This is a genomic window from Actinomyces sp. oral taxon 181 (assembly GCF_018370895.1).
GTDB lineage: Bacteria > Actinomycetota > Actinomycetes > Actinomycetales > Actinomycetaceae > Pauljensenia.
Genome location: NZ_JAGYZL010000011.1, coordinates 12,316 through 36,278, shown reverse-complemented (window position 1 = coordinate 36,278; position 23,963 = coordinate 12,316). Strand labels below are relative to the sequence as shown.

Sequence of the window (23,963 nt, the reverse complement as noted above, 5' to 3'; positions counted from 1 at the left end):
CCGAAATCCTCGAAAAAGCTGGAAAAAGTATCGGAAGCGTACCCATACTTAGTTCTTCCCAAGTAAGTCAAAGACAGCAGATACCGCATGTTCGTCGGCTTCTAAGCCCGTCATCAGCTTAAATTGCATGATGGCTTGATACACAAGCATGTCTACCCCAAAGGCAACGGGGATTGACCGATCTTGACACATAGCGATAGCAGGAGTCACTCGCGGCGCATAGCTGACATCAAGAAAACTTGACTTTTCTGGCATTGATGCAAGTTGAGGTACATGTGCATCAAGAGCGCCCGAAGGCAGGGTCGAAACGACGAGATCCGCGCTTGAACAACACCTTGAGAGCTCATCGCGCTGCATCAAATCATGACCACGGTAGCTAACGCCGAGATTAAGGGCAACACGGTGAAAATCAACAGGGACTTTCCCGTTATGGAAGGCGCGAGCCACAACATGCACCTCTGTGAAACCCAATGAAACAACAGCGGCAAGTGCTGATGCTGCAGTTGCTCCCGACCCAATGATGACCGCTCTTCCGCTGCTGTCTAGGTCGGCGTGGCTTCTACTAAGCTCAATCGCCTGGCTCATTCCGTAAACATCAGTATTGAAACCGGTCTTTAAGCTTCCGGTAGGAATCAGAGTATTGACCGAATTCAATGCTTCAGCTTGCGGATCGACGACATCAAGAAGCGAAATTACTGCCTTCTTGCACGGCATCGTAATAGAAACACCGACGCATTCATCGTCAATGGAAGAGATCCACTGAGGCAAAGAGTCTACGGTGACTTCATGCTTCAGATAGGTCCACCCATTCAGTCCCGCGTAATCCCAGAGACAGCGATGGATCAGCGGAGACAATGAATGCTCAATGGGTGATCCAATGACGCACGCCCAAGGCATCAGCACTTCCCCTGATGGCTTGAACAATATTCCTCAAGACGCTTCGTATTCTGAGTTTGCTCATCATGGGTCGCGGCAAAGAGAGTTTCTCCAGAGTCCAGATCAACAGTCACAAAGTACAGCCAATTCCCCTCGGCAGGGTGAATTGCCGCATTAATGGCCTCCCTAGACGGCTGAGAAATCGGCGATGGCGGAAGCCCCGGATTTCGATACGTGTTGTAACGATTATCAGCAGCAAGGTCCTCGGCAGTAGGAATACCACCGGTTTTCCCAACTCCATAAAGAACAGTCGAATCCATTTGTAGCAGCCCGCGGGTCTCGCCATTCGTATCGGCAAGGCGGTTGTCAATAACCCGCGACACCATCGGCAAGTATTCGGGGTTTCGAACCTCACGCTCAAGAATCGATGCTTTTGTGAGGACTTTCTCCCGATCTGCCGCAGGCACACCGAGGTCATCAAGTTGCTTCTTGGTGGCAGCCACCATTTGAGTAATTAATGACTCAGCGGTCTCTCCCTCTCCAAGTTCATAGGACCCCGGGGCCAGCCATCCTTCAACATTCCCATTTGCTTCAGCGGGCAAGCCAATAGTCGTTGCATCCGCCATCGCGGTTTTGACCTGGTCAAGTGGAATTTCTGTCACTAAAGCAATCTGTTCGGCGACTTGGTCCTTCGTTTGTCCAGGGGTAACAGTCACCGTATTATCCATACGATTCGTGTCGTCAAGGAGCGCGGCGATTGCCCCAGATGCACTCATCTCTTTCTTCAAGGTGTAACTACCTGGACGAATCCCGACAGCAGCCTTATTAGCCTCAAACGCACGAATAAAAGCGGAGAGCGACTTGACGACACCGGCATCGACAAGTCGTTGTCCAATCTGCTGGCCCGATTCACCGTCATAAATTGTCACGACAACTTGACCATTTCCTGGACCCGGAAAATCATCAGCCGCAGTACTTGAGGAGGAGGAACCTCGAAGCTGTGTGTAAGCAAGATAAATTCCACCAGCACAGAGCGTGAGAGTCAGAAGAAGAACGACGAATGTACGAATTGAACGACGGCGCCTGCGTTTGCGAACCGCACGCCGTTCTTGCGCAAGGTGTCGGCTCCGCATACCAGTCGTCTCGGACACCGCCTCTTCATGTGCTGCACGTCGAGTACGACGCGACGGAACGCCCGTGGCCACTGCCGTTTCTGGAGCAAGAGTCTCATGGCTACCCGGACGAACAATCTGATCAAAATCAGTGTCGTTCACACGTGAGGGTGCGGAGGTACGAGATGCCTCAAGGCTATCACTAGGCTGTGATTCCTCACGATGCACCTGCGGTTCTGGAGGTACAGATTCTTGCGCGCGACGTTGGTGAATGCTCGCTCGCTTGGGGAAAGGATATCCGGGCGTATTGTCGCTCATCACTGTCCTTCCTCAAGGACAAGTTCCTTTCCAGGAGCTCGTCCGTTCATTCGTTCCATTTCCAAAGCTGTTTCCAGAATAATAGACGCAGCCACCTGATCAATCATCTGACGATGTTCACGCCGTTCAACTCCAGCTTGGAGAAGACGCTCATGCCCTTCGTATGAGCTTAAGCGTTCGTCAACTAAGCACACACGACACTCAGGTAAAGCCATCTTAAGCTTTCGCGCGTAGCGACGTGCGCCCTTTGCCGAAATTCCTTCGCCGCCGCGCATATGCCTCGGTAAGCCAACGATTATTTCAATGACCTCAAGCTCATGGACATAGCGAACAATCTCGTTAATTTCTGAAGCATCGTCTTGGCGTGTCAGTGTTTCGAGAGGAAGAGCCAGGATGCCCCCCGCGTCACTACGCGCGAGGCCGACCCTGACCGTCCCAACATCGACAGCCAGACGAACTCCCGGCCGCATCACAACTCTTTAATCTGCTCGTTCACATCCGCCAATGCGTCGTCAATTGCAGCGGGGTTTGACCCACCACCCTGAGCAAGGTCATCACGACCGCCGCCACCGCCGCCGAGAATCTTTGCCGCGCGACGAACAAACTGTCCCGCGCGTGCGCTGTGCTGACGCGCTAGATCGTTCGTTGCAACAGTCACCATGGGCTTCCCGTTAATAATTGCCGCAAGAGCAACCAAAACTGGACCATCGTTACCCAGACGTTCACGCACATCGGTTGCCATTGCACGGAGCTCATCTGCCGTGCCAAGAGCACCAACGGGCGCAACAACCGCGGTGAATTTACCGATCTTACGGGCATTCTGGGCAAGAAGAGCGGCTTCGGCAAGAGCCTGTTGCTCTCGAATCTTTTGAAGCTCCTTCTCTGCGTCACGAAGACGAGTCATGACAGACTCAAGTCGTGTCGTGAGTTCGTCTGGGCGACCACCCAGCATGGAGGTCAGTTGCGAAACTAAAGCGTGTTCCTTCGCCTGGAAGGAATAGGCCCCATCACCGACAAGCGCATCGATTCGGCGAACACCCGAGCCAATGGATCCTTCACCCAAAACGGTGATGCGTCCTAGGTGACCAGTGGATGGAACGTGAGTACCACCGCAAAGCTCACGATCGAAGTTGTCACCGATAGTGACCACACGGACCTCAGAACCGTACTTCTCACCGAAGAGCGCGATCGCGCCCGAGCGCTTGGCCTCGTCAAGAGACATGACCTCAGTGGTCACAGGAAGATTTTCTGCAAGCTTTTCGTTAACAAGGCTTTCGATTTCGTTCAGCTGGCCTTCGCCAAGCGAACTTGAGTTCGTGAAATCAAAGCGCAGACGTGAAGGAGAGTTCTCGCTACCTGCTTGTTCTGCGTCTTTGTTAACAATGCGTCGCAGGCCCGCATAAACCATGTGGGTTGCTGTGTGAGCGCGGGCGATAGCGAGTCGACGTTCAGTGTCAATCTGCGCGAAGGCCTTCTCCCCCAGCGTCGCAGTCCCTTCAGTCAGGGTGCCGCGGTGTACTGAAAGGCCGCGCACAGGAGCCTGTACGTCGTGAACCTCGATCACACCGCCATCAGCAAGTCGAATGGTGCCGTGATCAGCGAGCTGACCACCCATCTCCGCATAGAAGGGGGTTCGGTCCAGGATGATTTCAACTTCAGCAGGCGCACTAACCGCAGGGGTTGGAACGCCATCGACCAGCAGGCCTGCCACTTGTGCGTCCGAGGCGCTCTCTGTGTAGCCAACAAAAGTTGAACCGCCGCCGAGTTCTTTTTCGATATCGTGGAAAATACGAACGTCAGTGTGGCCGGTCTTCTTCGCGCGAGCATCAGCACGCGCGCGTTCCTTCTGTTCCTCCATAAGCGCACGGAAAGCAGCCTCGTCAACGTGGACGCCCTGTTCCGATGCCATCTCCAGAGTCAGGTCAATCGGGAAGCCATAGGTATCGTGGAGTGAAAATGCTGCTTCGCCAGAAATCATCGGAGCACCCGGAGCGACCTTTGCCTTCTCAACTGCGGCATCAAGAATGGTGGTACCCGCAGTAAGAGTGCGACGGAAGGCGTCTTCTTCCGCATATGCCACTTCAGAAATCGTTCCCCAATTCTCCTCGAGTTCAGGGTAGGAAGCCTTCATCGCGTCCTTCGAAGCGGTCAGCAGCGTCGGCATCGTAGCCGTATCAACACCAAGCAAACGCATCGAACGGACGGCGCGTCGAATGAGGCGGCGAAGCACATAACCGCGGCCGTCATTTCCAGGACGAACGCCATCACCAATCAACATCAGCGAAGAGCGTACGTGATCAGCAACCACGCGAAGACGAACGTCATCGTCGTAGGCAGCACCGGCCTCGGGGCCTGCGGCGCCGAGACCGTATTGCTTACCGCTCATCTCTTCGGCGGCAGCGATAACGGGATAAACCTCGTCAATCTCGTACATATTCGGTTTGTCTTGCATGACGAAGGCCAAGCGTTCCAAACCGGCACCGGTATCGATCGCTTTCTGGTCAAGCTCACCCAGCAGCGGGTAATCCTTACCGCTTCCCTCGCCGCGCATGTACTGGTCAAAAACCAGATTCCACAGCTCAAGATAGCGGTCGCCACCCGGGTCAACATTGCCGCCCACGGCCTCGGGACCATAAGCAGGACCGCGATCGTAGTGCCACTCGCAGCAGGGACCCGCAGGACCGGGCTGACCGGTGTCCCAGAAGTTCTCTTCTCGGGGTAGACGCACAATGTGGCGAGGATCCATTCCGACCTCCTTGGTCAGAACATCGAATGCCTCGTCGTCCTTCTCCCAAATGGTGACCCACATGCGATCGCCGTCGAGGCCATACTTGCCTTCCGATTGCGAACCAGTAAGCAGATCCCACGCGAAGTGAATAGCGCCTTCCTTGAAGTAATCACCGAAGGAGAAATTACCGTTCATCTGGAAGAAGGTACCGTGACGGGTCGTGCGACCGACGTTGTCGATATCGTTCGTACGAATGCACTTTTGAACGGATGCAGCCCTGGGCCAAGGCGCCGGTTCAACACCGGTGATGTAAGGAATGAAGGGCACCATACCAGCGATGGTGAACAAAATAGAAGGCTCAGGAGACACCAAAGAAACAGATGGACGAATCTCGTGTCCTTGTGATGCAAAGTAGTCAAGCCAACGTTGACGAATTTCAGAAGTGCGCATAGTACCCCATAGTAGTGGACATCAATAAGAATCGTGTATTGACAAGACGACTCAACAAAAAGAACAAGACCCCGAGGGAAACCCTCGGGGTCTTGGAAGACACACTCAGCGCGAGTAGTGTTCGACGACCATCTGCACGTCGCAGGTGACGGGAACTTCAGCGCGCTTCGGGCGACGCACCAGCGTTGCCTTCAGGCGAGCAATGTCAACGTCCAGGTAATCGGGAGTTGCGGGAAGAGCTTCCTGGTTGATGCCTTCAGCTGCAATCTCGAAGGGGACGCTGGTCTGAGACTTCGGCTTGACCTGCAGGGTCTGTCCCGGCTTCACACGGAAGGAAGGACGATCGACGATCTTGCCGTCAACCATGATGTGACGGTGAACGACGAACTGACGTGCCTGCTGGATGGTGCGAGCAAAACCTGCACGCAGCACCAGAGCGTCAAGACGCATTTCAAGGAGCTCGACCAAGTTCTCACCGGTCAGGCCAGCAGTACGACGTGCTTCTTCGAAGACGTGACGCATCTGAGCCTCACGAATGCCGTACTGAGCGCGCAAACGCTGCTTTTCCTTCAGACGAACAGCGTAGTCAGATTCCTGGCGGCGACGGGTACGACCGTGTTCACCGGGACCATACGGACGCTTTTCGAAGTAACGAACAGCCTTCGGGGTGAGAGCAAAGCCCAGCGCGCGAGACTCGCGCACCTGCTTGCGTGAACGATTGTGAGCCATTAAATGACCTTTCCTGTCTCTTATGTCGCATTCGCAAAACGAATGCGGGGTCAACTCCAGGCATAACGCCGTCGGCTAAGACCCCAGGTATACGTTGCCCATAAAGGCAACCGGATCAGTTTAACGTACTTTGAGCAATTCGCGAAGCGCAGCTAAGCGTTTCGCGAGCATGGCCTCATTACCATTCGTTGTCGGACGGTAGTAGGACGTCCCACGAAGATCCTCAGGAAGATAGTGCTGAGCCGCAACATGATGAGGTGCATCGTGCGCATAAATGTAGTCAACGCCGTGTCCAAGAGCTTGAGCACCACTGTAATGAGCGTCCCTGAGGTGCGTGGGAACTGGCCCACCTTTCCCTTGACGGATATCCCTCAGCGCTTCGTCAATAGCGAGGTAAGCGCGATTAGACTTTGGGGCTGCTGCTACCGCAATTACGGCTTCACTCAGAATAATTCGCGCCTCCGGCATTCCGACCATTGCAACCGCTTGCGCTGCAGAAACAGCCGTGGTGAGCACTTCGGGTGCCGCCATTCCGACATCTTCCGCAGCGCAAATCATGATGCGTCGCGCAATAAATCGCGGATCTTCACCTGCTTCAAGCATGCGCGCAAGATAGTGGATAGCGGCATCAACATCAGATCCGCGCATCGACTTAATGAAAGCGCTTGCCACGTCGTAGTGCTGATCTTGATCCCAACGCACTAAGGCCTGATTAGCAGCATTCTCAACGTCAGCGATTTCGATTTCCCGAGGCTCGCTCCCCTCTTCCACTCCCTGGCCGTCTCCCCCGCGCTCAAGGCACGAGGCCGCGGCGGCCTCGAGAAGAGTCAGGGCCTTGCGAGCATCGGCGCCGGCCAAGCGCAACAAAGCTGAGCGGGCATCAGCAGATAGGGAAAACAGAGATTTCAATCCCGATTCACTTGTTAAGGCACGATCAAGAAGAAGGGAGAGATCTTCACTGCTCAACGCATGAAGAGTAAGAAGTAAGGAACGAGAAAGAAGCGGAGAAATCACCGAAAAGGATGGGTTCTCTGTCGTTGCAGCTACTAGGGTTACCCAACGATTTTCGACAGCTGGAAGAAGAGCGTCCTGCTGCGATTTTGAAAAACGATGAACCTCATCAACAAAGAGGATCGTTTCTTCTCCCGTTGTTGTCAGGCCTCGTCGAGCCTGCGAGATCACATCACGAAGGTCCTTTACTCCGGACGTAACTGCAGAAACTTCACAGAAACGCCGACCAGAAGCACGTGCAATCAGATAGGCAAGAGTGGTCTTTCCTGTTCCCGGAGGGCCCCATAAAAACACGGAGCTTAAACCCGCAGGGGAATCAGTAGATGGAGTGAGAAGTCTACGCAGCGGTGATCCCGGCTTAAGAAGGTGCTGCTGGCCAACGATCTCATCAGCGCTTTGCGGGCGCATTCGGACCGCGAGTGGAGCATGGTCATCAACTACCGGAGTCCCGAAATCTTCGATCCCCTGCGTATCAAAGAGATCCATTTTCACTCCCCTTTAGTAGTGGCTGATGACAACCGTCCCGTTATCCGCCCAATCATAAATCCAGTGAGCACCGTCAACCGGCATATTCACACACCCGTGAGAGCCGCCGTAACCGGACCATCCAAAAGAGGAACGCCACGGAGCACCGTGGAGCGCATACCCCGCATAGAAGTAGGTGACCCATGGAACGCCTTCTGTGCGGTAATTGGTTCCATCTGCATTTTCACCTTCCATTGTCTGAGAGGCGTATTGCAAATAGACATGGAACTTACCGGTTACGGTTGGAGTATTGGGCGCACCCGGGACCATCGGGGTTGGACCGTGAACTATTGTCCGACCTTCATACGCAGAAACCGTGTTTTTCGACAAGTCGATATCGATCCATTTTTCACCGGCCGAAGCCTGGTAAACATCATCACCGTAGCCATCGGGAATATCTTGGCGATCATACTCGGGCTGAATCTTGTCGTAATCAAAATCGCCGGAATAGGACTTCCCATTATTGAGGGCATCCTCAATTCCGGAGATTACAGACTGTGTATTGTTCGCACGATAACCAACCGTGCCGGCCTTGAGCACGCCTACAACGTCACCACGACTATTAACACCCTGAATTCCTTTTTCGGATTCAACGTTCGTCGATTTTGCGAGATCATTCACCCAAGCTGATAGTGCATCCGAATCAAGCACAGCAGCACGCTCGCCCTCTGCGCTCACCTTGACCCATTTCATCTTGTCGGCCTTCGACGCAGTGAAATCGTCAATACCGTCAGTGATCGTCACGCTAGGAGCAATCAGTGATTGCGCTTGAGTAAGCGCTTCTTCAGCTCTCTGAGTATTAATCTTCGGTTCTTGAACCTCAACATTGATTGCCCTGGGGGAAGCACCCAAATCTTGAGCGACATCCTGCTGGACTTTCGCAAGATCAGCAGTATTCAGCGCAATACCCTCATGAGAAGGAACCACCGTAAAACCTGATCCATCTTCCTTAGGTGATAGAGCTGCGTCACTCACAGGGGTCCCCACGCGCTGCGCTAAAGAAGCTCCGAACCGAGAGAGTTGGGCGTTATCAAGGTGGACGACAGGGGTAATCGATCGAGAGCGGAAGATCCCGAGGAAACGAGAGACCAAACCTGAGTTCTCTGAGAAAGCAGCATCGACTGTCGCGGGGACATCAACAGTGATCCCTAAGTCCTCCAAGGTAGCCTGTTGTGTCGTATCGCCCAACTGCAAAGTAACTTGAGCGGACTCGACGCGTTGTTTCAAAGCGTCGTTAACCTGAGCTCGCGAGGAGGAAGAGAAAGACTGACCTGCGATGGATGTGCGCGGAAGCGCATGCGCAGAATAAAACCAGCCTGAGAACACCAAACCGGCGCACAGCAGACCGCATAGACCAAGGAGTGTCCACACTTTGAGGGAAAGCTTCTTCATAGCTCTCTCATGCTACCGGTTCTTCGAGCGGAAACACGGCGAAAAAAGGGACAAGAAAGACAATAGAACCGTGATGCTGCTTACTCAGCCTTGGAGGCTACTCCCATAGACTTGTATCCCCTGCGCCGCGTCGAGCAATTCGTCCCACGCCATCCGTATAGTCGATAACCGATGTTGCTTCGTCTCCTCCTACTGGAGCCACAACAACCAAATCGACAAGTGCACCGATTTTGTCATCGACATCGAAGCCATCACTCATCACCTGATCTTCACCGGGAAGGATGAGCGATGAAGCAACTAAGGGCTGCCCCAATGCAGCAAGAAGAGACTGAACAACACGGTGGTCAGGGATCCTCACCCCGATGGTGTGTTTCTTCTTATTCAGTGTCATTCTGGGAACTTCTTTTGTCCCGGGGAGGATGAATGTATACGGACCGGGAGTTGTTGCTTTCATTGCCCGGAATTGCGAATTGTCCATGATGACCAAATCGCCCAGACGCGAGAAAGCATCACAAAGCAACGAGTAATTGTGTTTGTCATCGAGTTTGCGAATCTGTCGAATTCGATCAATTCCCGATTTGTTGCCCATAAGACAGGCAAGCGCATAGCCAGAATCTGTCGGCAGTGCAATCAAACCCCCCTCGCGAAGAACGCCAACAACGCGATCAATAAGTCGCGTCTGAGGATTCACTGGATGAAGCTCGACATAGGACATGATCTGCTCCCGATACTTTAGAGATCTGATGCAATTGCGATTTGGAAAAGCGCTTCGCGCAAATCAGGGGCAACGCCTGAAGCGCTTAAGGCAGCAAAGAAGGCACCACGACCTTCATTCCACGTAGAGTCGAGACGCGTGAGCGTCTCAACCTCACAACGCGCGTGAGTCAAAATCCGACGAATCTGCTCTGAGCGTTTAGCCTCTTCACTCATCAGCTTCGCTTCCAAGTCAAAACTGGCACCCGTGCGCGTTTCAATAAAACCAAGCTCAGTCAATTGGGTATCGATTCCATGCCCATAGGTACGAACGAGGATCTTTCGTCGCACCGGGATCGAATCCAGATCCCCATCGGCACCATGAATGGTGAGTCTATGGCGAGCATCGTCCCATTCAAAGAGCGTACGAACAAGAGAAGCATCGCTATCTTGATCTTCAACCAGCTCATAGCTTGCATCCGCTCCACAAACGAGCAGTAGCTCAATTTCCTCAGGATTACCGGTTCCAACATTAGCCTGGCGTCCAAGTACTCCCAGCGTGCCTTCACCATCGGGAGCAGCCGCACTTCCACAAAGCGGAATGATTGATCCGCTTCGCGCAAAGAGCGGGGTCCGCGACAGCTCTGACCACAGCGAAAGCTTTCGATTGCCCTGATAGGCGATATTAGTCATGAGGTCAACCCACATGCCCTCTGGTAGCCATGCTTCAGAGCGACCCCGGCATGAGGCTTCAGAGAGCTGTTCAGTCACTGGAGCAGCGATGAGTTCACGCCCAAAGCGGAAGCAATTTGGGACCTCCCAAGCCTGAGCGTGGCCATCATGCTCCCAATACATCGGACGAACGAGTGGGAGAAGCTCATCACGACCATGGAATTGTTCGGAGTGAAGATACCCGACCAATCGGTGTCGGAAACGTAGATATTCCTCTTGAATCGCGCAATGAGGTTCTTCGAAAACCCATGGTTCCTTTCGCGTGAATGGATTATTCGACGAATGCAGACGCATGATTGGGCTAAATACACCACTTTGGATCCAACGGGTCTCCAATTCTGGATCGCGTACGCCAAGCATGTGCCCACCGATATCATGACTCCACCAGCCATAGCCGATATTTGAGGCAGTGGCGGTAAACTCAGGCTGGAACTGCAACGATTCCCAAGTGATGTAGGTATCTCCCGAAAAACCCAGAGGAAAGCGCTGAGATCCTGGTCCGCAATAGCGAGAAAGCGTAAGCCCTCTACCATGTCGGTGAGCATTATCAAGATAGTGATAGTGGTTGAGAACCCACAACGGGTCAAGCCCAGGAACGCTTGTATGCTCGCCTTGTTGCCAGTCGACCCACCAGAAATCAACCCCTTGATCTTCAAGTGGGTGCAGAATCTCTTCAAAATACGCCAGCATAAAATTGGGATTCGCTGGTTCAAAGAGGATTGTCTTTTTACTTTCTGGATCTACGCCCATTCTTTGGGCTAAGCGCTCATATCCCTCTTCAAAATATCGAATGCCATCAGCGGGGTGAAGATTGAGCGAGGTGTGAAGACCATTCTCATGCAAAGCATCAAGGAACTTTCCTGGATCTGGGAAAAGCTCAGGATCCCAGGTGTACCCTGTCCAACCTGACCCAGCTCCCGCGGGAGGGTTGGTGATATGCCAATCCATATCGATAACAGCGACTGCAAGCGGAACATCGTGACGAGCAAATTCACTCATCACTTCCAAATATTCTTCATCTGAGTAGCGGTGATATCTGCTCCACCAATTTCCTAAGGCATAGCGGGGCAGAATCGCTTGAGGACCGCTTAAGCGGAAGAAGGAACGCACGGCCTCGGGAAAATCGGGACCGCAGGCGAAAACGTAAATGTCCAAGTGCTCCGGACGCACCGCAAGGAAGACTCCATCACAAGAGACCGGACAGGTGCCATCAATTAACGATGTTATGCCACGGCCATCAACAACACCTTTATCCAGTTCACAGCGTCCATCGACCGTGTCCAGTGTTCTGGTTGTCCCGCGAAGGTTTCTTCCTTGAATCCAGGGAAATTCCGCGTCAGTCCCCCAACGCCAGGTTCCACCCCAGCTATCTTCTTCCCTTACTTGAGCCCACAATCCATTGGAGCTGGGTTCCTTGCCGTCATAGTGGAAGGACATGTGTGGAGTCTCAATAACTACGCCGCCGAATTCGTCACGATCGATACGTAGATCCTTCACAGGTAGGCACTTGCGCCATGCCATCATTTGAGTCGGTCCGTCAAGGAATTCAGCGCTCGGATCCCATTCAAGGCGGATCACAGTGTCAGAGAGAATTTCGATCCTCCACTGTGGGCCTTCAATCACTTGCTCGGCGGGAGGCACCTGAATTGGTGAAGGTAGCAAATGAGGTGGAAGAAGCGCCATCACGTATCACTCCTGAGGAATCGGCATTGAACCCTGTTGACTACCAAGATTAGTCTTTCACTTCCAGATCTGCCTATTCACTGAGCAATAAAATCCGGGGTGGTTGATTCGCATCAACCACCCCGGAAACTTGCCAGAAATTAGCCGAAAAGACCTTTACTTTTCAGTGCTAGTTTCAGAGTCCTCTTCGCCGCGCTTCTTCGGCTTCGCATCAACACCAGCCTCCTTGCGCTGAGCAGGAGTAATCGGCGCAGGAGCATCGGTCAACGGATCGTATCCGCCACCCGACTTGGGGAAGGCAATGACGTCGCGAATTGATTCAGACTTGGTAAGCAACGAAACAATTCGGTCCCACCCGAAGGCAATGCCGCCGTGCGGAGGAGCTCCGAACTTGAATGCATCAAGAAGGAATCCAAACTGGGTTTGTGCTTCTTCCTCACCAATACCCATGACCTTGAAGACGCGGTTTTGGATATCGCGACGGTGAATACGGATCGAGCCACCACCGATTTCATTACCGTTGCAGACAATGTCATAGGCATAGGCCAAAGCATTTCCGGGATCCTGATCGAAAGAATCCAGCCATTCAGGCTTCGGCGAGGTAAAGGCGTGGTGGACAGCAGTCCATGCACTGTGTCCAAGAGCAACGTCACCTTCGGCCACGGCATCTCCGGTCGGCTTGAAGAGAGGTGCGTCGACAACCCAAGTAAACGCCCACGCATCAGGATCGATCAGGTTGCAGCGCTTACCGATCTCGAGGCGGGCGGCGCCGAGCAGCTCGCGCGAGGCAGTGGGCTTGCCAGCGGCGAAGAAAATACAGTCACCGGGCTTAGCGCCAGTAGCCTCCGCGAGGCCAGCGCGCTCGGCTTCAGTAATGTTCTTTGCAACCGGACCGCCAAGGGTGCCTTCCTCATCAAGAGTGACATAAGCAAGTCCCTTGGCCCCACGTGCCTTGGCCCATTCCTGCCACTTGTCGAAGGTACGGCGAGGCTGGGAGCCGCCGCCGGGCATTACGACAGCACCAACGTAGGGTGCCTGGAAGACTCGGAAAGTCGTGTCCTTGAAGTACTCGGTCAGATCAACAAGCTGGTATCCGAAACGAAGATCAGGCTTATCAGAGCCGTATTGCTCCATCGCGTCCTTGTACGTCATGCGAGGGATCGGGGTCTGGAGATCGTACCCAATGAGGGCCCAGACATTCTTCAAGATCTCTTCTGCAACGGCGATGACGTCGTCCTGATCGACGAAGCTCATCTCAATATCAAGCTGGGTGAATTCCGGCTGACGATCCGCACGGAAGTCTTCATCACGATAGCAGCGTGCAATCTGGAAGTAACGTTCCATTCCGGCAACCATCAGCATCTGCTTGAAAAGCTGCGGGGACTGCGGTAGCGCATACCAAGAACCGGGTGACAGACGAGCGGGAACAATAAAGTCGCGCGCGCCTTCAGGGGTGGAACGTGTCAGCGTCGGCGTTTCAATTTCGACGAAATCATGAGCGTAGAGAGTATCGCGAGCAGCGCGTGAAACCTTCGAACGTAGGCGCAGAGCGTACTGCTCAGGTTCACGACGCAGATCAAGATAGCGATACTTCAAACGCGTTTCTTCACCGACGTTGCCTGAATCTTCCGCGTTGGAGGACACCTGGAAAGGAAGTGGCGCAGAAGTATTGAGAATTTCAATATCGTCACCCATGACTTCAATAGCACCCGTTGCGAGATTCGGGTTCTCGTTGCCTTCAGGACGAGCACAGACCTCTCCGGTCACTTTCAAAACGAACTCGCTGCGCAATTCGTGGGCAACGCGTTCATCGCGAACAACCACCTGCGCAATTCCGGAAGCATCACGGAGATCAATGAATGCGACACCGCCGTGGTCGCGGCGTCGATCGACCCATCCGGTCAGAGTGACGGTTTGGCCGACAAGGTCGAGGCCAAGCGTTCCAATATTGTGAGTGCGAAGCACTGTTTTTCCTTTCGTTGGTACCATCCGCGAGACGAGCGGCGGCACGGACATAATACCCCCATTGCTCCCCCACACCTTGATCAACGAGTCGACACCTTGAGTTCATTCGTTTGATTTTGTTCACCAATAATTTGCTGTGCTGCACCTTTTGTAGACACTGACCAAGGTCTCAGACGAAATATGCAAGGATAATGTCATGTCCCCACATCCTCGAGCTGAGGCATGGTCAAGTGCGGAAAAAGGACTCATGCTCTCCTCCGTCGTCTTGATTACGCTTTCCGCTTTTGAATCGCTTGCAACGACCACGATCATGCCGAACGTCGTTGCCTCTTTCCATGCAGATTCCTGGTTCGCAGTTTCTTCGGGTGCTGCTCTGATTACAAACTTGATTGCAAACGTCCAGGCAGGAGGTCTCAGCGATGCATTGGGCGTGAAAAAGGTATTTGCTTGGGGATTAGGGCTTTTCTGCGTAGGACTATTAGTAAGTACTTTCGCCCCCCATATCGCAGTATTCGTTCTCGGTCGGCTCATCCAAGGACTGGGTGGTGGATTTATCATTGTCCCGCTCTACGTCCTTGTCGGAGCAATAGCCACCCCCCTGCATCGTCCACGCTACTTTGCAGCTTTCTCCCTGTCGTGGGTCTTTCCTTCCCTCGTAGGACCTGCCCTTGCCGGACTAATCGTGACGCATATCGGATGGAGAGTGGTTTTTGGTGTAGCTCCTCTCCTCGCAGTATTCGGCGTGATCCCACTTCATTCAGTTCTTAAAAAGTTCTCGGTCCCATCTCAAGGAGTTCCACCTTCTTCGCGTTTTCTCCGACTGGCACTGGGCAGCGGTATTGGTGTATTTCTTTTACAGATTTCGGGTACTTTTACTTCAATCTGGACAATGCTGCTTGTGGGCTCTGCAGGTCTTACGCTCTCCGCCATAACGCTTCCGCGCCTTCTCCCGCCTGGCTCTTTTACTCTGAAGCGTGGCATCCCAGCACTAGTCGTGACTCGTTTGCTCATGATGGGAGCGGTAACAGGCGCAGAAGTTGTACTGCCTTTACTTCTCCAACGTGTTCAGGGCTGGACTCCGAGTTCAGCCTCACTCGTCGTTACTGCTAGTGCTCTGTCGTGGGCTGCCGGTTCGGTCATCCAATCTCATATCCACGTAGGCACAAGTCGGTTAAGGCTCCCGCGAATCGGAATGGTCTTTGTTGTCATTGGCCTGGCGCCACTAACAATGCTTCTCCAGACATCCGCCCCTCACTGGCCAATCTTCATCGCCTGGCTCCTTGCTGGACTTGGTGTTGGCCTCACCCACTCGACGATTTCAGATCTCACGCTTGGCTCAACCGATCCTTCAATGCACGGACGAGCATCCTCGTGGCTTCAGGTTGCCGATTCAGCTGGCGCAGCCGTCGAGCTCGCTTTTGTTTCTCTTGCGCTGGCTCTCTGGAACGCTATCGGCTTCACAGGCCCTATTGCTTATCTCCCCGCAACCTTAATCGCGCTCGGAATTGCTATTGTCGGCGTATTTGCAGCAATGAGAACGCGCGAGGAAGATCTTCTCCCCCGCGCGTCTGCTCAGTGATCTAGTTGGCGCTCAACGTCCGAAACGGCGTCCCTTCCCCAGCTTCTTCGAGGCCGATTTCCGCTGAGGTTGGGTAGCTCTCCCACCCCTCAAGGAGGACTTTTCGCCGAACTCGCGACTGCCTCGGCGATCATCACGACGATGATCATCTCCATGGCCTAAACGGTGCCCACGTCCGCGCTCCGTGCGGGACTTCGCAGAATCTCGGGAATCTTTTCGTGAAAGCGCAGCCTTCCTCGGGGAATGAGCCTTCCCATCGGGTCCCTCATCGACACGGATTCTCAGTGCACGTCCTGAAACATGCGCCTTTGAAATCCGAGCCATGGCATCCGGACGAAGGTCTGTATGAATTTCGACTAGAGAGAAGGTCGGGTAGATATCAATATGACCGATATCTGCACCGGCGATACCACCTTCACCAGTGATGGCGCCGACAATCGCACCGGGCTTGACGCGGTCTTTCTTCCCCACCTCGATGCGGTAGCGCGTACCGGTCCCAACTGCGTGCCGAGGCGAAGCCCCCTGTTTACGCGCCTTGAGTGGGCGGTCGTTGTCGCGCCCGCCCTCAAAGTGTGCGCGTGAAAATTCGCCCGATTCATCAAGTTCTTCCTCGCGACGAATCTTTCCATTACCACGACGGTCCTCGGCAATGCGTGCAGCGGGTCCTTCATCCCCCACTGCCTGGGCAAGAAGTGCGGCCGCAATATCCTCAATATCCAATGAGGTCGTGTCATGGACCTCATCAAGAAGCTGCCGATAAAGATCAAGTCGTCCACGTTCAATACGTGCGCCAATGGCATCCAAGATTCTGCTGGCTCTGAACTGCGAGACAGCAGCGGGTGAAGGAATCTCAACCTCTTCCATGGGGGTACCGGTAAGCTTCTCGATCTTGCGAAGTCGACCATGTTCCCGAGGCGTGAAGAAGGTCAACGAGCGCCCTTCGCGCCCGGCGCGCCCAGTACGTCCAATTCGGTGTACATAAGCTTCTGCTTCACGGGGAACATCAAAGTTGACGACCAAACCAATTCGTTCAACGTCGAGGCCTCGAGCGGCAACATCGGTTGCAACCAGAACATCAAGGGAGCCGTTCTTGAGGCGTTCCACCATGCGTTCGCGTTCGGTCTGTGCGACATCACCCGAAATACCTGCGGCTTTAAACCCTCGCGAGTTCAGTTCAAGAGCAATTTCCTCAACATCCAGACGCGTGCGGACGAAGACAATTGCAGCGTCAGATTCTTGCGCGCTCTGGTGTTGAGCACGAGTAGCAAGAACACGCGAAAGCGCACCAATCTTGTGCTTGTAAGGAACAACAGCATAGGTTTGGTGAATCGTATCAACAGTTGAAGACTCTTCAGAAACAGCAATCTTCAGAGGATCCTTCAAATGCGTTTGCGCAATTTTTTCAATTGCGGCTGGCATGGTGGCAGAAAAGAGGGCGGTCAAACGATCATCAGGAACTGAGGCGGTAATTGTCTCGACGTCCTCTGCAAAGCCCATACGGAGCATTTCATCTGCTTCGTCAAGCACCAACATAACGACGTTGCTGAGATCCAACGCGCCTTTCTCAATAAGGTCGATCACGCGGCCGGGAGTGCCGACAACGACCTGTGCACCGCGCTTAAGCGCGCCGATCTGAGGACCGTAGGCGGAGCCCCCATAGACGGGCACGACGTCGATATCACGGCTCTGAGCGGCAAAGTCAGAAATCGCCTGAGCGGACTGCATGGCCAATTCGCGCGTAGGTGCAAGAACAAGTGCCTGCACATGACGTTGCTCTGAATCAATCAAAGCTAAGAGCGGCAGGCCAAAGGCCGCGGTCTTTCCAGTTCCCGTCTGAGCAATTCCAACGACATCATGGAAGTCACGAAGCGCCGGGATTGCCTCAGCCTGGATAGGGGTTGGAACCTCATAGCCCATGTTGGTGATGGCTTTGAGGAGATCATCGGGCAGTCCAAGATCTGCAAAAGTAGTTTCGGAAGTGTTTTCGGGTGCAGTGGACACAGTTTTCCTTACGATTAGCGTCGCTCAGGGTCGACTTCACGGATGAAGCGCAACCCCACACCGTTTTCACCGCCGAGGCTATGCTCGACCACCATTGGGTAGCGCCTCGTTGCCTAGCAAGGCTATCAGGTCAATGCTCCAGAAACAGTAGTGCCTTCGGTGAGATCTAACACCGAAGGCACTAAAACAACTTAGAGATCCGTTTCATCCGTAGGTCGGATCGCAGGACGCACATCATCTTCAGGAGGTTGCCAACTGTAGATGTCAGCCTCTACCTGTTCGCCTGAGCGAATGTCCTTCACAGTATCTGCGCTTCCATCCGAACCGGGGAACCATACGAAGGGGATTCCTCGTTTATCGGCGAACTTAATTTGCTTGCCGAATTTTGCGGCGCTAGGCGCCACATCGGTTGGAATACCACGCCTACGCAAAATAGTTGCCAAAGCATTGCAGTGTCGACGCTCTGACTCATCGGCAACGGCAATAACGACACAGGTCGGTACTTTCCGCGAAGCGGAAACCATATCCTGCGAAAGAATTCGCGAGACGAGACGAGAAACACCAATTGAGAGTCCTACTCCCGGGTAGGTCCGCTTCCCGTCCTTAGCAAGTGAGTCATAGCGCCCACCGGAGCAAATAGAGCCAAGATCTTCATGACCCACAATTTCGCTTTCGTAAACCGAACCGGTGTAATAGTCGAGGCCACGAGCAATCTTGAGATCAGCAATGATGACTCCCGGAATTGCAGCATTTGCCTCGTCAACAAGAGCGCAAAGCTCGCTGAGCCCTTGATCAAGAGTTTCACTGGAAACACCTAAATCAGCAACTTCCTGCTGAAGACGTGAAGCATCTTCGGTACGAATCTTCGCCATGCGTAGAAGAACGTCAATCTGCTCGGGGCTCAACCCTGCCTCGACCAGTTCTTCCCTCACACCCTCTGGGCCGATCTTGTCGAGCTTGTCCAATCCCCGAAGTGCCGATTCAACATCACTCACTCCAATGCCTTCACAAACTCCCTGAACAACCTTTCGGTTGTTCACGAGAACATGAACAGGTGGGATCGGTAAAGACATCAAGGCCTCGGCCATGACAAGAGGAAGATCAACTTCGTAGTGGAAGGGCAACTCCCCCAATCCAACGACATCGATATCAGCCTGAGTAAACTCACGGAAACGCCCATCCTGCGGGCGTTCTCCACGCCATACCTTCTGAATCTGGTAACGCTTGAAGGGGAAATCCAGCTCGTTTGCGTTCTCAATGACGTATCTCGCGAAGGGCACGGTTAAGTCAAAGTGAAGGCCCATCTGGCGTTCTTTGGAAGATCGCTGTCCCTCATCTTTCAGTGCCTGTAGGCGATCCAGAACATAGATCTCTTTCGAGGTTTCGCCCTTGGATTGAAGCTGTTCAAGTGTTTCAACCGCTCGAGTTTCGATACCCGCAAATCCATGGAGCTCAAATACAGAACGGATGTGATCAAGAATCGCTTGTTCAACAATGCGGCCCTGCGGGAGCCACTCGGGAAATCCTGAAAGTGAAGTACGTGCCATAATCCCTATTCTTTCACGGAGGAGCTCAGCTGTCGGCCCGAGCCACGGGTACGACGAGAAAGAAATTAACCGATGCTCTTCGCGCGACGTAGATAGGCATTATTCGCCAATTCGTCACCCATCGTCGTCGCTACAGAGTGCCCGGGGAAAAGAATCGTCTGCGGATCAATCACATTTGCAAGGGTTCGTAGAGTGTGCCGCATCTGGGTCTCGTCACCGCCAGGCATATCAGTTCGTCCCACCGAACCGGCAAAGATAACGTCGCCACTGAGGGCCCACGGAACAACAACCCCAGTGTCTAGAGCGCGCACGCCATTCCAATAGACAGTCAGTGCCGAGGCTCCCAAGAAAAGCGCCGAGCCCTCAGTATGCCCAGGAGCTGGGACCATACGGAGAACAAGGCCAGGAACATACTCAAAGGAGTCGACCGGGCAGTCCTTGATAACCGAGGGCTTACGCCATCCTTCACTCACTTCTTCCGGAAGCGGGAGCGAAACGTAGGATGCTGGATCATCAAGGCGGTATGCGTCCGGTCCGGGGATCCAGACAGGTGCAGGCCCCTCCGGTGCCCAAGACGCAACCTCAGCGCAGTCCCATACATGGTCAGCATGACCGTGCGTTGCTAAAACTGCGCCAACATATGCTCCGTCTTCCTCAAGTGCCCGACGAATTTCTTCACGCACACCAAAAGAAGGATCAACAACAAGCGCTCCCACCTGCCCGTCTCCCTGAGACTGCGGCGTAATCACACAGCAATTCGCACCATAGAAGGGAGTGGGGATGACGTGGATTCGAATGTTTTCGTTCACGACAGCGACGAGGAAATCTGATCGAACCAAGCCTGCTTCGTTTCCAGTGCCTGCGTCAGCTCGCGAACCTTCGCCTCATCAGCCGAGGCCTTCGCTTCTTTGAGGTCAGCGCGCAACTGGTCGAGCTGGTCTTCAAGCTGACCAAGCATTCCCGTGGCACGAGCACGAGTCTCTGGATTCGTACGGCGCCATTCAGCTTCTTCAGCCTTACGAAGCTCATCTTCAACCGCACGAAGCCGGGCTTCGATCTTACGGAAGTGCTCTGAAGGAACACGACCAATCTCAGCCCAACGATCTTGAATTGACCTCAGAGCAGACTTGGCCTCTTCGTGGTCAGTGATTGGCAGAAGCGCTTCAGCTTCCTTCAGGAGTTCTTCTTTCGCACTCAGGTTTGCTTGGTACTCAGAATCAACGGCAAGATCGTTGCGGTGACGCGCATCGAAGAATGCCTGCTGGGCGGCGCGGAAACGTGCCCACAGTGCATCATCTTCACGACGAGAAGCACGCGGTGCGCGCTTCCATTGCTCCATCAATTCACGGAAGGCATTGGAGGTTTCACCCCAGTTGGTCGAGTCCTTCAAGGCTTCTGCACGAGCAATAATCTCTTCCTTGACGCGCTTTGCCTGTCCCTGTCGCTCATCGAGCTCAGAGAAATACTGCCGACGACGACGATCAAATTGCGTGCGGGTTGCAGAGAATCGCTTCCACAGTTCGTCTTCTGCGGCCTTATCCAAGCGCGGTCCACGACGCTGAAGCTGCTTCCATTCTTCAAGCAGATCGCGCAGGACCTGACCCGATTGCTTCCAGTGAATCTTGCTGGACTCTTTAGCGAGGATTGCCTCTGCACGCTCAACAAGAGCGGTGCGCTCTTCCAGAGCGTGTTCCTTTGCGAGGCGACGCTCTTCCTTCGCTTCTTCCTTACGAGCTTGCGCCCGCTCCTCTACAGCTTGGACGCGTGTGCGCAGCGCCGGAAGATCACCAATAGCATTGGGCTGTTCGACAGCTTCCTTGAGCGTGGCAAGAGTCTGGTCGATCTCCTTCGGCCCAAGGCTCGACAAACGGTCTTCAAAGAGCTTAATCGTCGCTTCGAGATCCGCGTAGCGACGCGTGTAAAGCGCGAAAGGATCCGATGGAAGGCCCTCGGGGAAGGATCCGATCATTCGCTCAGTATCACCGTCTTGAACCCACACATTTCCCTGGGAATCAATTCGACCAAAATCGATCGAAAGCTCGGTCGATCCGGACGGTTCGACAGTACGTGCAGCGGCGACTTCAGGCTCAACGGCCTGGGTTTCAGGCGAAGTAGTCACGATATTCCTTCGAGGTTGGGACAGTTTCCCATCCGACGCGATGCATGGATTTTCCACACAGGCATACCTTCAGCGGTACATGCTCCATCCTAAAGGAAAAAACCGCCAATCTCATAAAAAATAGGGTGACGTCTCACGAGGTTGCCGCAAAATGAGACAGCGTGACTAACTCGCAGAGGTCGAAACACGTACCGCTTCGAACACCCCATCCACACGCCTCAGCGCGGCAAGCACCGCATTCAAATGGCTCATTTCAGCCAAATGGAAGCTAAATCGCGCAGTTGCAACCTGGTCTCGCGTTGAAACAGTAGACGCAGAGACGATATTGACTCGATATTCAGTCATAACTTTCGTCAGATCTGCAAGCAACCCGGGACGGTCCAGAGCTTTCGTCTGAATTTGAACGAGATACTGTGCTTGAGAATGTTCGTTACTCCACGAAACCCTGACAAAACGCTCCGGATGCAAACCTTCCAGACGGACGGCATTGGGGCATGAGCGCTGGTGGACAGAAACGCCTTGACCGCGGGTAATAAAACCGACGATGTCATCTCCGGGAACTGGTGTGCAACACCGTGCAAGTTTCACCCACACGTCATTAGCGTTCATCCCATCAACGCTCACGCCTTGTCCCTTCGCACTGAGCTCAGGGGCCGAATGGAGATGTCCTCCCGGGGTGACTGCCTCGGAGAGGGTTTCTTCGGTGCCATCTCCCCCACCGAGATTTTCAACAAGCTTAGAGACAATGTTCTGCGCAGAAATATGGCCATCGCCAACAGCTGCATACAGACCCGAAATATCTGGATACCCCAGCGATGTCGCGACTGAAAGAACTGAATCATGGTTCATCAGACGCTGCAAAGGCAAGTTTTGTTTGCGCATTGCGCGCGCAATACTTTCCTTACCCGCCTCTACTGCTTCTTCTTTTCGTTCTCGAGAAAACCATGCTTTGATCTTTGACCGAGCACGCGGCGAAGCAACAAAAGCAAGCCAGTCACGCGAAGGAGCAGCTTTATCTGATTTTGAAGTGACGACTTCAACGGTTTGCCCGGACTCAAGTCGAGTATTAAGCGGGACGAGGCGGCCGTTAACCTTTGCGCCTACAGTCCGATTTCCGACCTCTGTGTGCACTGAGTATGCAAAGTCCACGGGAGTTGCCCCGCGAGGAAGTACAACCACTTCTCCCTTAGGTGTAAAGACATAGACTTCGTCACCAGAAATCTCATATCGAAGCGAATCAAGGAATTCTTCGGGATCCCCCGTTTCGCGTTCCATATCAACCAGTGCGCGCAACCAGTTCATCTGTTCATCAGCGCTCATCCGGTCAGAATCCAAAGAGTTGGCATTCGGATTCTGCTTGTATTTCCAGTGTGCCGCGACGCCATGTTCTGCATGTTCGTGCATCTCATAGGTGCGAATCTGAATTTCAACCGGTTTGCCACCCGGGCCGATCACCGTTGTGTGCAGCGACTGATAGAAGTTGAACTTCGGCATCGCAATGTAGTCTTTGAAGCGCCCCGGGATTGGATTCCATCTTCCGTGGAGAGCCCCTAGAACCGCATAGCAGTCACGGACGGTTTCGACCAACACGCGCACTGCAACAAGATCAAAGATCTCATCAAATGCCTTATTGCGGACGATCATCTTCTGATAAATCGAATAGTGATTCTTAGGGCGCCCAGTCACCGTTCCCTGTGTACCCGAACGTCGCAAATCTTCTTCGATCTGAGAAATTACTTCGCGTAGGTAAAGATCGCGTTCAGGTGCTCGTTCCGCAACCAGATGGTCAATTTCTTCATAAATTTCGGGATAAAGGATTTTGAAAGATCGCTCTTCCAGTTCCCATTTGATCATATTCATCCCGAGGCGGTGCGCTAGGGGTGCGTAGATTTCAAGAGTTTCCCGTGCCTTCTTCTTCGCTGATTCGACAGGGACAAAACGCCAGGTACGGGCGTTGTGAAGACGATCGGCAAGCTTAATGAGAAGCACTCGAATATCGCGGCTCATCGCGATAATCATCTTGCGCAGAGTTTCGGACTGCGCACGTTCCCCGTAACGAATCTTATCGAGTTTAGTAACCCCATCAACCAGCTGAGCAATAGCCGGGCCGAAATCAGCTGTGAGCTGCTCAAGACTGTAGTCAGTGTCTTCAACCGTATCGTGAAGAAGAGCTGCAGCAAGCGTAGGTGAAGTCATCCCGACTTCAGCCAAGATTGTCGCTACTGCAACGGGATGAGTGATGTACGGTTCGCCGCTCTTACGCATCTGGCCGCGATGCGCTTTCTCGGCCGTCGCATATGCGCGCTCAATCAGAGAAACGTCAGCTTTCGGATGGTTGGCACGAAGTGCGCGAACCAAAGGTTCAATCTCAGGCGTCATCATCTTCGAACGAGCACCGAACCACACCAGGCCTGAACGCACGCGTGACCCGGCCGCAGGTGGCCGGGTCACGTTGTCATTTTGCTCACTCATCCCTCAATGATACAAGCGATCATCGGGAATG

Annotated in this window: 16 protein-coding genes; 1 reads left to right on the top strand and 15 read right to left on the bottom strand. The window is 53.6% G+C overall.

Going from position 1 to position 23,963, the window contains the following annotated elements; all coding sequences use genetic code 11:
• Positions 1-48: 48 nt before the first annotated feature.
• The 10 genes from KHW85_RS06165 to aspS all read right to left on the bottom strand — a co-directional run bounded on the left by KHW85_RS06165 (position 49) and on the right by aspS (position 14,214).
• On the bottom strand, positions 49-897 hold the full coding sequence (locus tag KHW85_RS06165; RefSeq protein ID WP_291459201.1) for a shikimate dehydrogenase: 849 nt from the start codon (positions 895-897) through the stop codon (positions 49-51).
• On the bottom strand, positions 897-2,306 hold the full coding sequence (gene mltG, locus KHW85_RS06160) for an endolytic transglycosylase MltG (RefSeq protein ID WP_291459200.1): 1,410 nt from the start codon (positions 2,304-2,306) through the stop codon (positions 897-899). The genes KHW85_RS06165 and mltG overlap by 1 nt, the downstream gene beginning before the upstream one ends.
• The gene (ruvX, locus tag KHW85_RS06155; RefSeq protein ID WP_291459199.1) at positions 2,306-2,776 is read right to left on the bottom strand and encodes a Holliday junction resolvase RuvX; all 471 of its coding nucleotides are present in this window, start codon (positions 2,774-2,776) and stop codon (positions 2,306-2,308) included. The genes mltG and ruvX overlap by 1 nt, the downstream gene beginning before the upstream one ends.
• Positions 2,776-5,484: an alanine--tRNA ligase gene (gene alaS / locus KHW85_RS06150; protein WP_291459198.1), complete on the bottom strand. Its 2,709-nt coding sequence runs from the start codon at positions 5,482-5,484 to the stop codon at positions 2,776-2,778. The genes ruvX and alaS overlap by 1 nt, the downstream gene beginning before the upstream one ends.
• 105 nt (positions 5,485-5,589) lie before the next feature.
• On the bottom strand, positions 5,590-6,213 hold the full coding sequence (gene rpsD, locus KHW85_RS06145) for a 30S ribosomal protein S4 (protein WP_009409474.1): 624 nt from the start codon (positions 6,211-6,213) through the stop codon (positions 5,590-5,592).
• Positions 6,214-6,333: 120 nt separating this feature from the next.
• Positions 6,334-7,710 (bottom strand): replication-associated recombination protein A, encoded by a 1,377-nt coding sequence (locus KHW85_RS06140; protein ID WP_291459197.1) that lies wholly within the window; start codon positions 7,708-7,710, stop codon positions 6,334-6,336.
• Positions 7,711-7,722: 12 nt separating this feature from the next.
• Positions 7,723-9,141 carry a L,D-transpeptidase/peptidoglycan binding protein gene (locus KHW85_RS06135; RefSeq protein ID WP_291459196.1) on the bottom strand — a complete coding sequence of 473 codons (1,419 nt, stop codon included), beginning with the start codon at positions 9,139-9,141 and terminating at the stop codon, positions 7,723-7,725.
• Between the two features lie 97 nt (positions 9,142-9,238).
• Positions 9,239-9,856, bottom strand: coding sequence for an L-threonylcarbamoyladenylate synthase (locus KHW85_RS06130; RefSeq protein WP_291459195.1), 618 nt, complete (start codon positions 9,854-9,856; stop codon positions 9,239-9,241).
• A gap of 17 nt (positions 9,857-9,873) precedes the next feature.
• Positions 9,874-12,249, bottom strand: coding sequence for a TIM-barrel domain-containing protein (locus KHW85_RS06125; RefSeq protein WP_291459194.1), 2,376 nt, complete (start codon positions 12,247-12,249; stop codon positions 9,874-9,876).
• Positions 12,250-12,405: 156 nt separating this feature from the next.
• Positions 12,406-14,214 carry an aspartate--tRNA ligase gene (gene aspS / locus KHW85_RS06120; RefSeq protein ID WP_291459193.1) on the bottom strand — a complete coding sequence of 603 codons (1,809 nt, stop codon included), beginning with the start codon at positions 14,212-14,214 and terminating at the stop codon, positions 12,406-12,408.
• Between the two features lie 196 nt (positions 14,215-14,410).
• Between aspS and KHW85_RS06115 the strand changes: the two genes are divergently transcribed.
• The gene (locus KHW85_RS06115) at positions 14,411-15,793 is read left to right on the top strand and encodes an MFS transporter (protein ID WP_291459192.1); all 1,383 of its coding nucleotides are present in this window, start codon (positions 14,411-14,413) and stop codon (positions 15,791-15,793) included.
• A 12-nt stretch (positions 15,794-15,805) separates the two neighbouring features.
• On the opposite strand, the gene KHW85_RS06110 is transcribed toward KHW85_RS06115, so the two are convergent.
• From KHW85_RS06110 to KHW85_RS06090, 5 genes are all read right to left on the bottom strand, one after another.
• Complete coding sequence (locus KHW85_RS06110) at positions 15,806-17,794, bottom strand: DEAD/DEAH box helicase (protein WP_291459191.1); 1,989 nt, start codon at positions 17,792-17,794, stop codon at positions 15,806-15,808.
• Between the two features lie 191 nt (positions 17,795-17,985).
• Complete coding sequence (gene hisS, locus KHW85_RS06105; protein ID WP_291459190.1) at positions 17,986-19,341, bottom strand: histidine--tRNA ligase; 1,356 nt, start codon at positions 19,339-19,341, stop codon at positions 17,986-17,988.
• Positions 19,342-19,406: 65 nt separating this feature from the next.
• Positions 19,407-20,150 (bottom strand): MBL fold metallo-hydrolase, encoded by a 744-nt coding sequence (locus tag KHW85_RS06100; protein WP_291459189.1) that lies wholly within the window; start codon positions 20,148-20,150, stop codon positions 19,407-19,409.
• A complete protein-coding gene (locus KHW85_RS06095; RefSeq protein WP_291459188.1) occupies positions 20,147-21,460 on the bottom strand; it encodes a DUF349 domain-containing protein in 1,314 nt (437 codons plus the stop codon). Before KHW85_RS06095 ends, KHW85_RS06100 begins: the two co-directional genes overlap by 4 nt.
• A 165-nt stretch (positions 21,461-21,625) precedes the next feature.
• Positions 21,626-23,932 carry a bifunctional (p)ppGpp synthetase/guanosine-3',5'-bis(diphosphate) 3'-pyrophosphohydrolase gene (locus KHW85_RS06090; RefSeq protein ID WP_291459187.1) on the bottom strand — a complete coding sequence of 769 codons (2,307 nt, stop codon included), beginning with the start codon at positions 23,930-23,932 and terminating at the stop codon, positions 21,626-21,628.
• Positions 23,933-23,963 lie beyond the last annotated feature (31 nt).

Coding starts and splice junctions, on each gene's coding strand:
- KHW85_RS06165 (WP_291459201.1), bottom strand. CDS start 897: ATGCCTTGGGCGTGCGTCATTGGATCACCCATTGAGCATTCATTGTCT.
- mltG (WP_291459200.1), bottom strand. CDS start 2,306: ATGAGCGACAATACGCCCGGATATCCTTTCCCCAAGCGAGCGAGCATT.
- ruvX (WP_291459199.1), bottom strand. CDS start 2,776: ATGCGGCCGGGAGTTCGTCTGGCTGTCGATGTTGGGACGGTCAGGGTC.
- alaS (WP_291459198.1), bottom strand. CDS start 5,484: ATGCGCACTTCTGAAATTCGTCAACGTTGGCTTGACTACTTTGCATCA.
- rpsD (WP_009409474.1), bottom strand. CDS start 6,213: ATGGCTCACAATCGTTCACGCAAGCAGGTGCGCGAGTCTCGCGCGCTG.
- KHW85_RS06140 (WP_291459197.1), bottom strand. CDS start 7,710: ATGGATCTCTTTGATACGCAGGGGATCGAAGATTTCGGGACTCCGGTA.
- KHW85_RS06135 (WP_291459196.1), bottom strand. CDS start 9,141: ATGAAGAAGCTTTCCCTCAAAGTGTGGACACTCCTTGGTCTATGCGGT.
- KHW85_RS06130 (WP_291459195.1), bottom strand. CDS start 9,856: ATGTCCTATGTCGAGCTTCATCCAGTGAATCCTCAGACGCGACTTATT.
- KHW85_RS06125 (WP_291459194.1), bottom strand. CDS start 12,249: ATGGCGCTTCTTCCACCTCATTTGCTACCTTCACCAATTCAGGTGCCT.
- KHW85_RS06115 (WP_291459192.1), top strand. CDS start 14,411: ATGTCCCCACATCCTCGAGCTGAGGCATGGTCAAGTGCGGAAAAAGGA.
- hisS (WP_291459190.1), bottom strand. CDS start 19,341: ATGGCACGTACTTCACTTTCAGGATTTCCCGAGTGGCTCCCGCAGGGC.
- KHW85_RS06090 (WP_291459187.1), bottom strand. CDS start 23,932: ATGAGTGAGCAAAATGACAACGTGACCCGGCCACCTGCGGCCGGGTCA.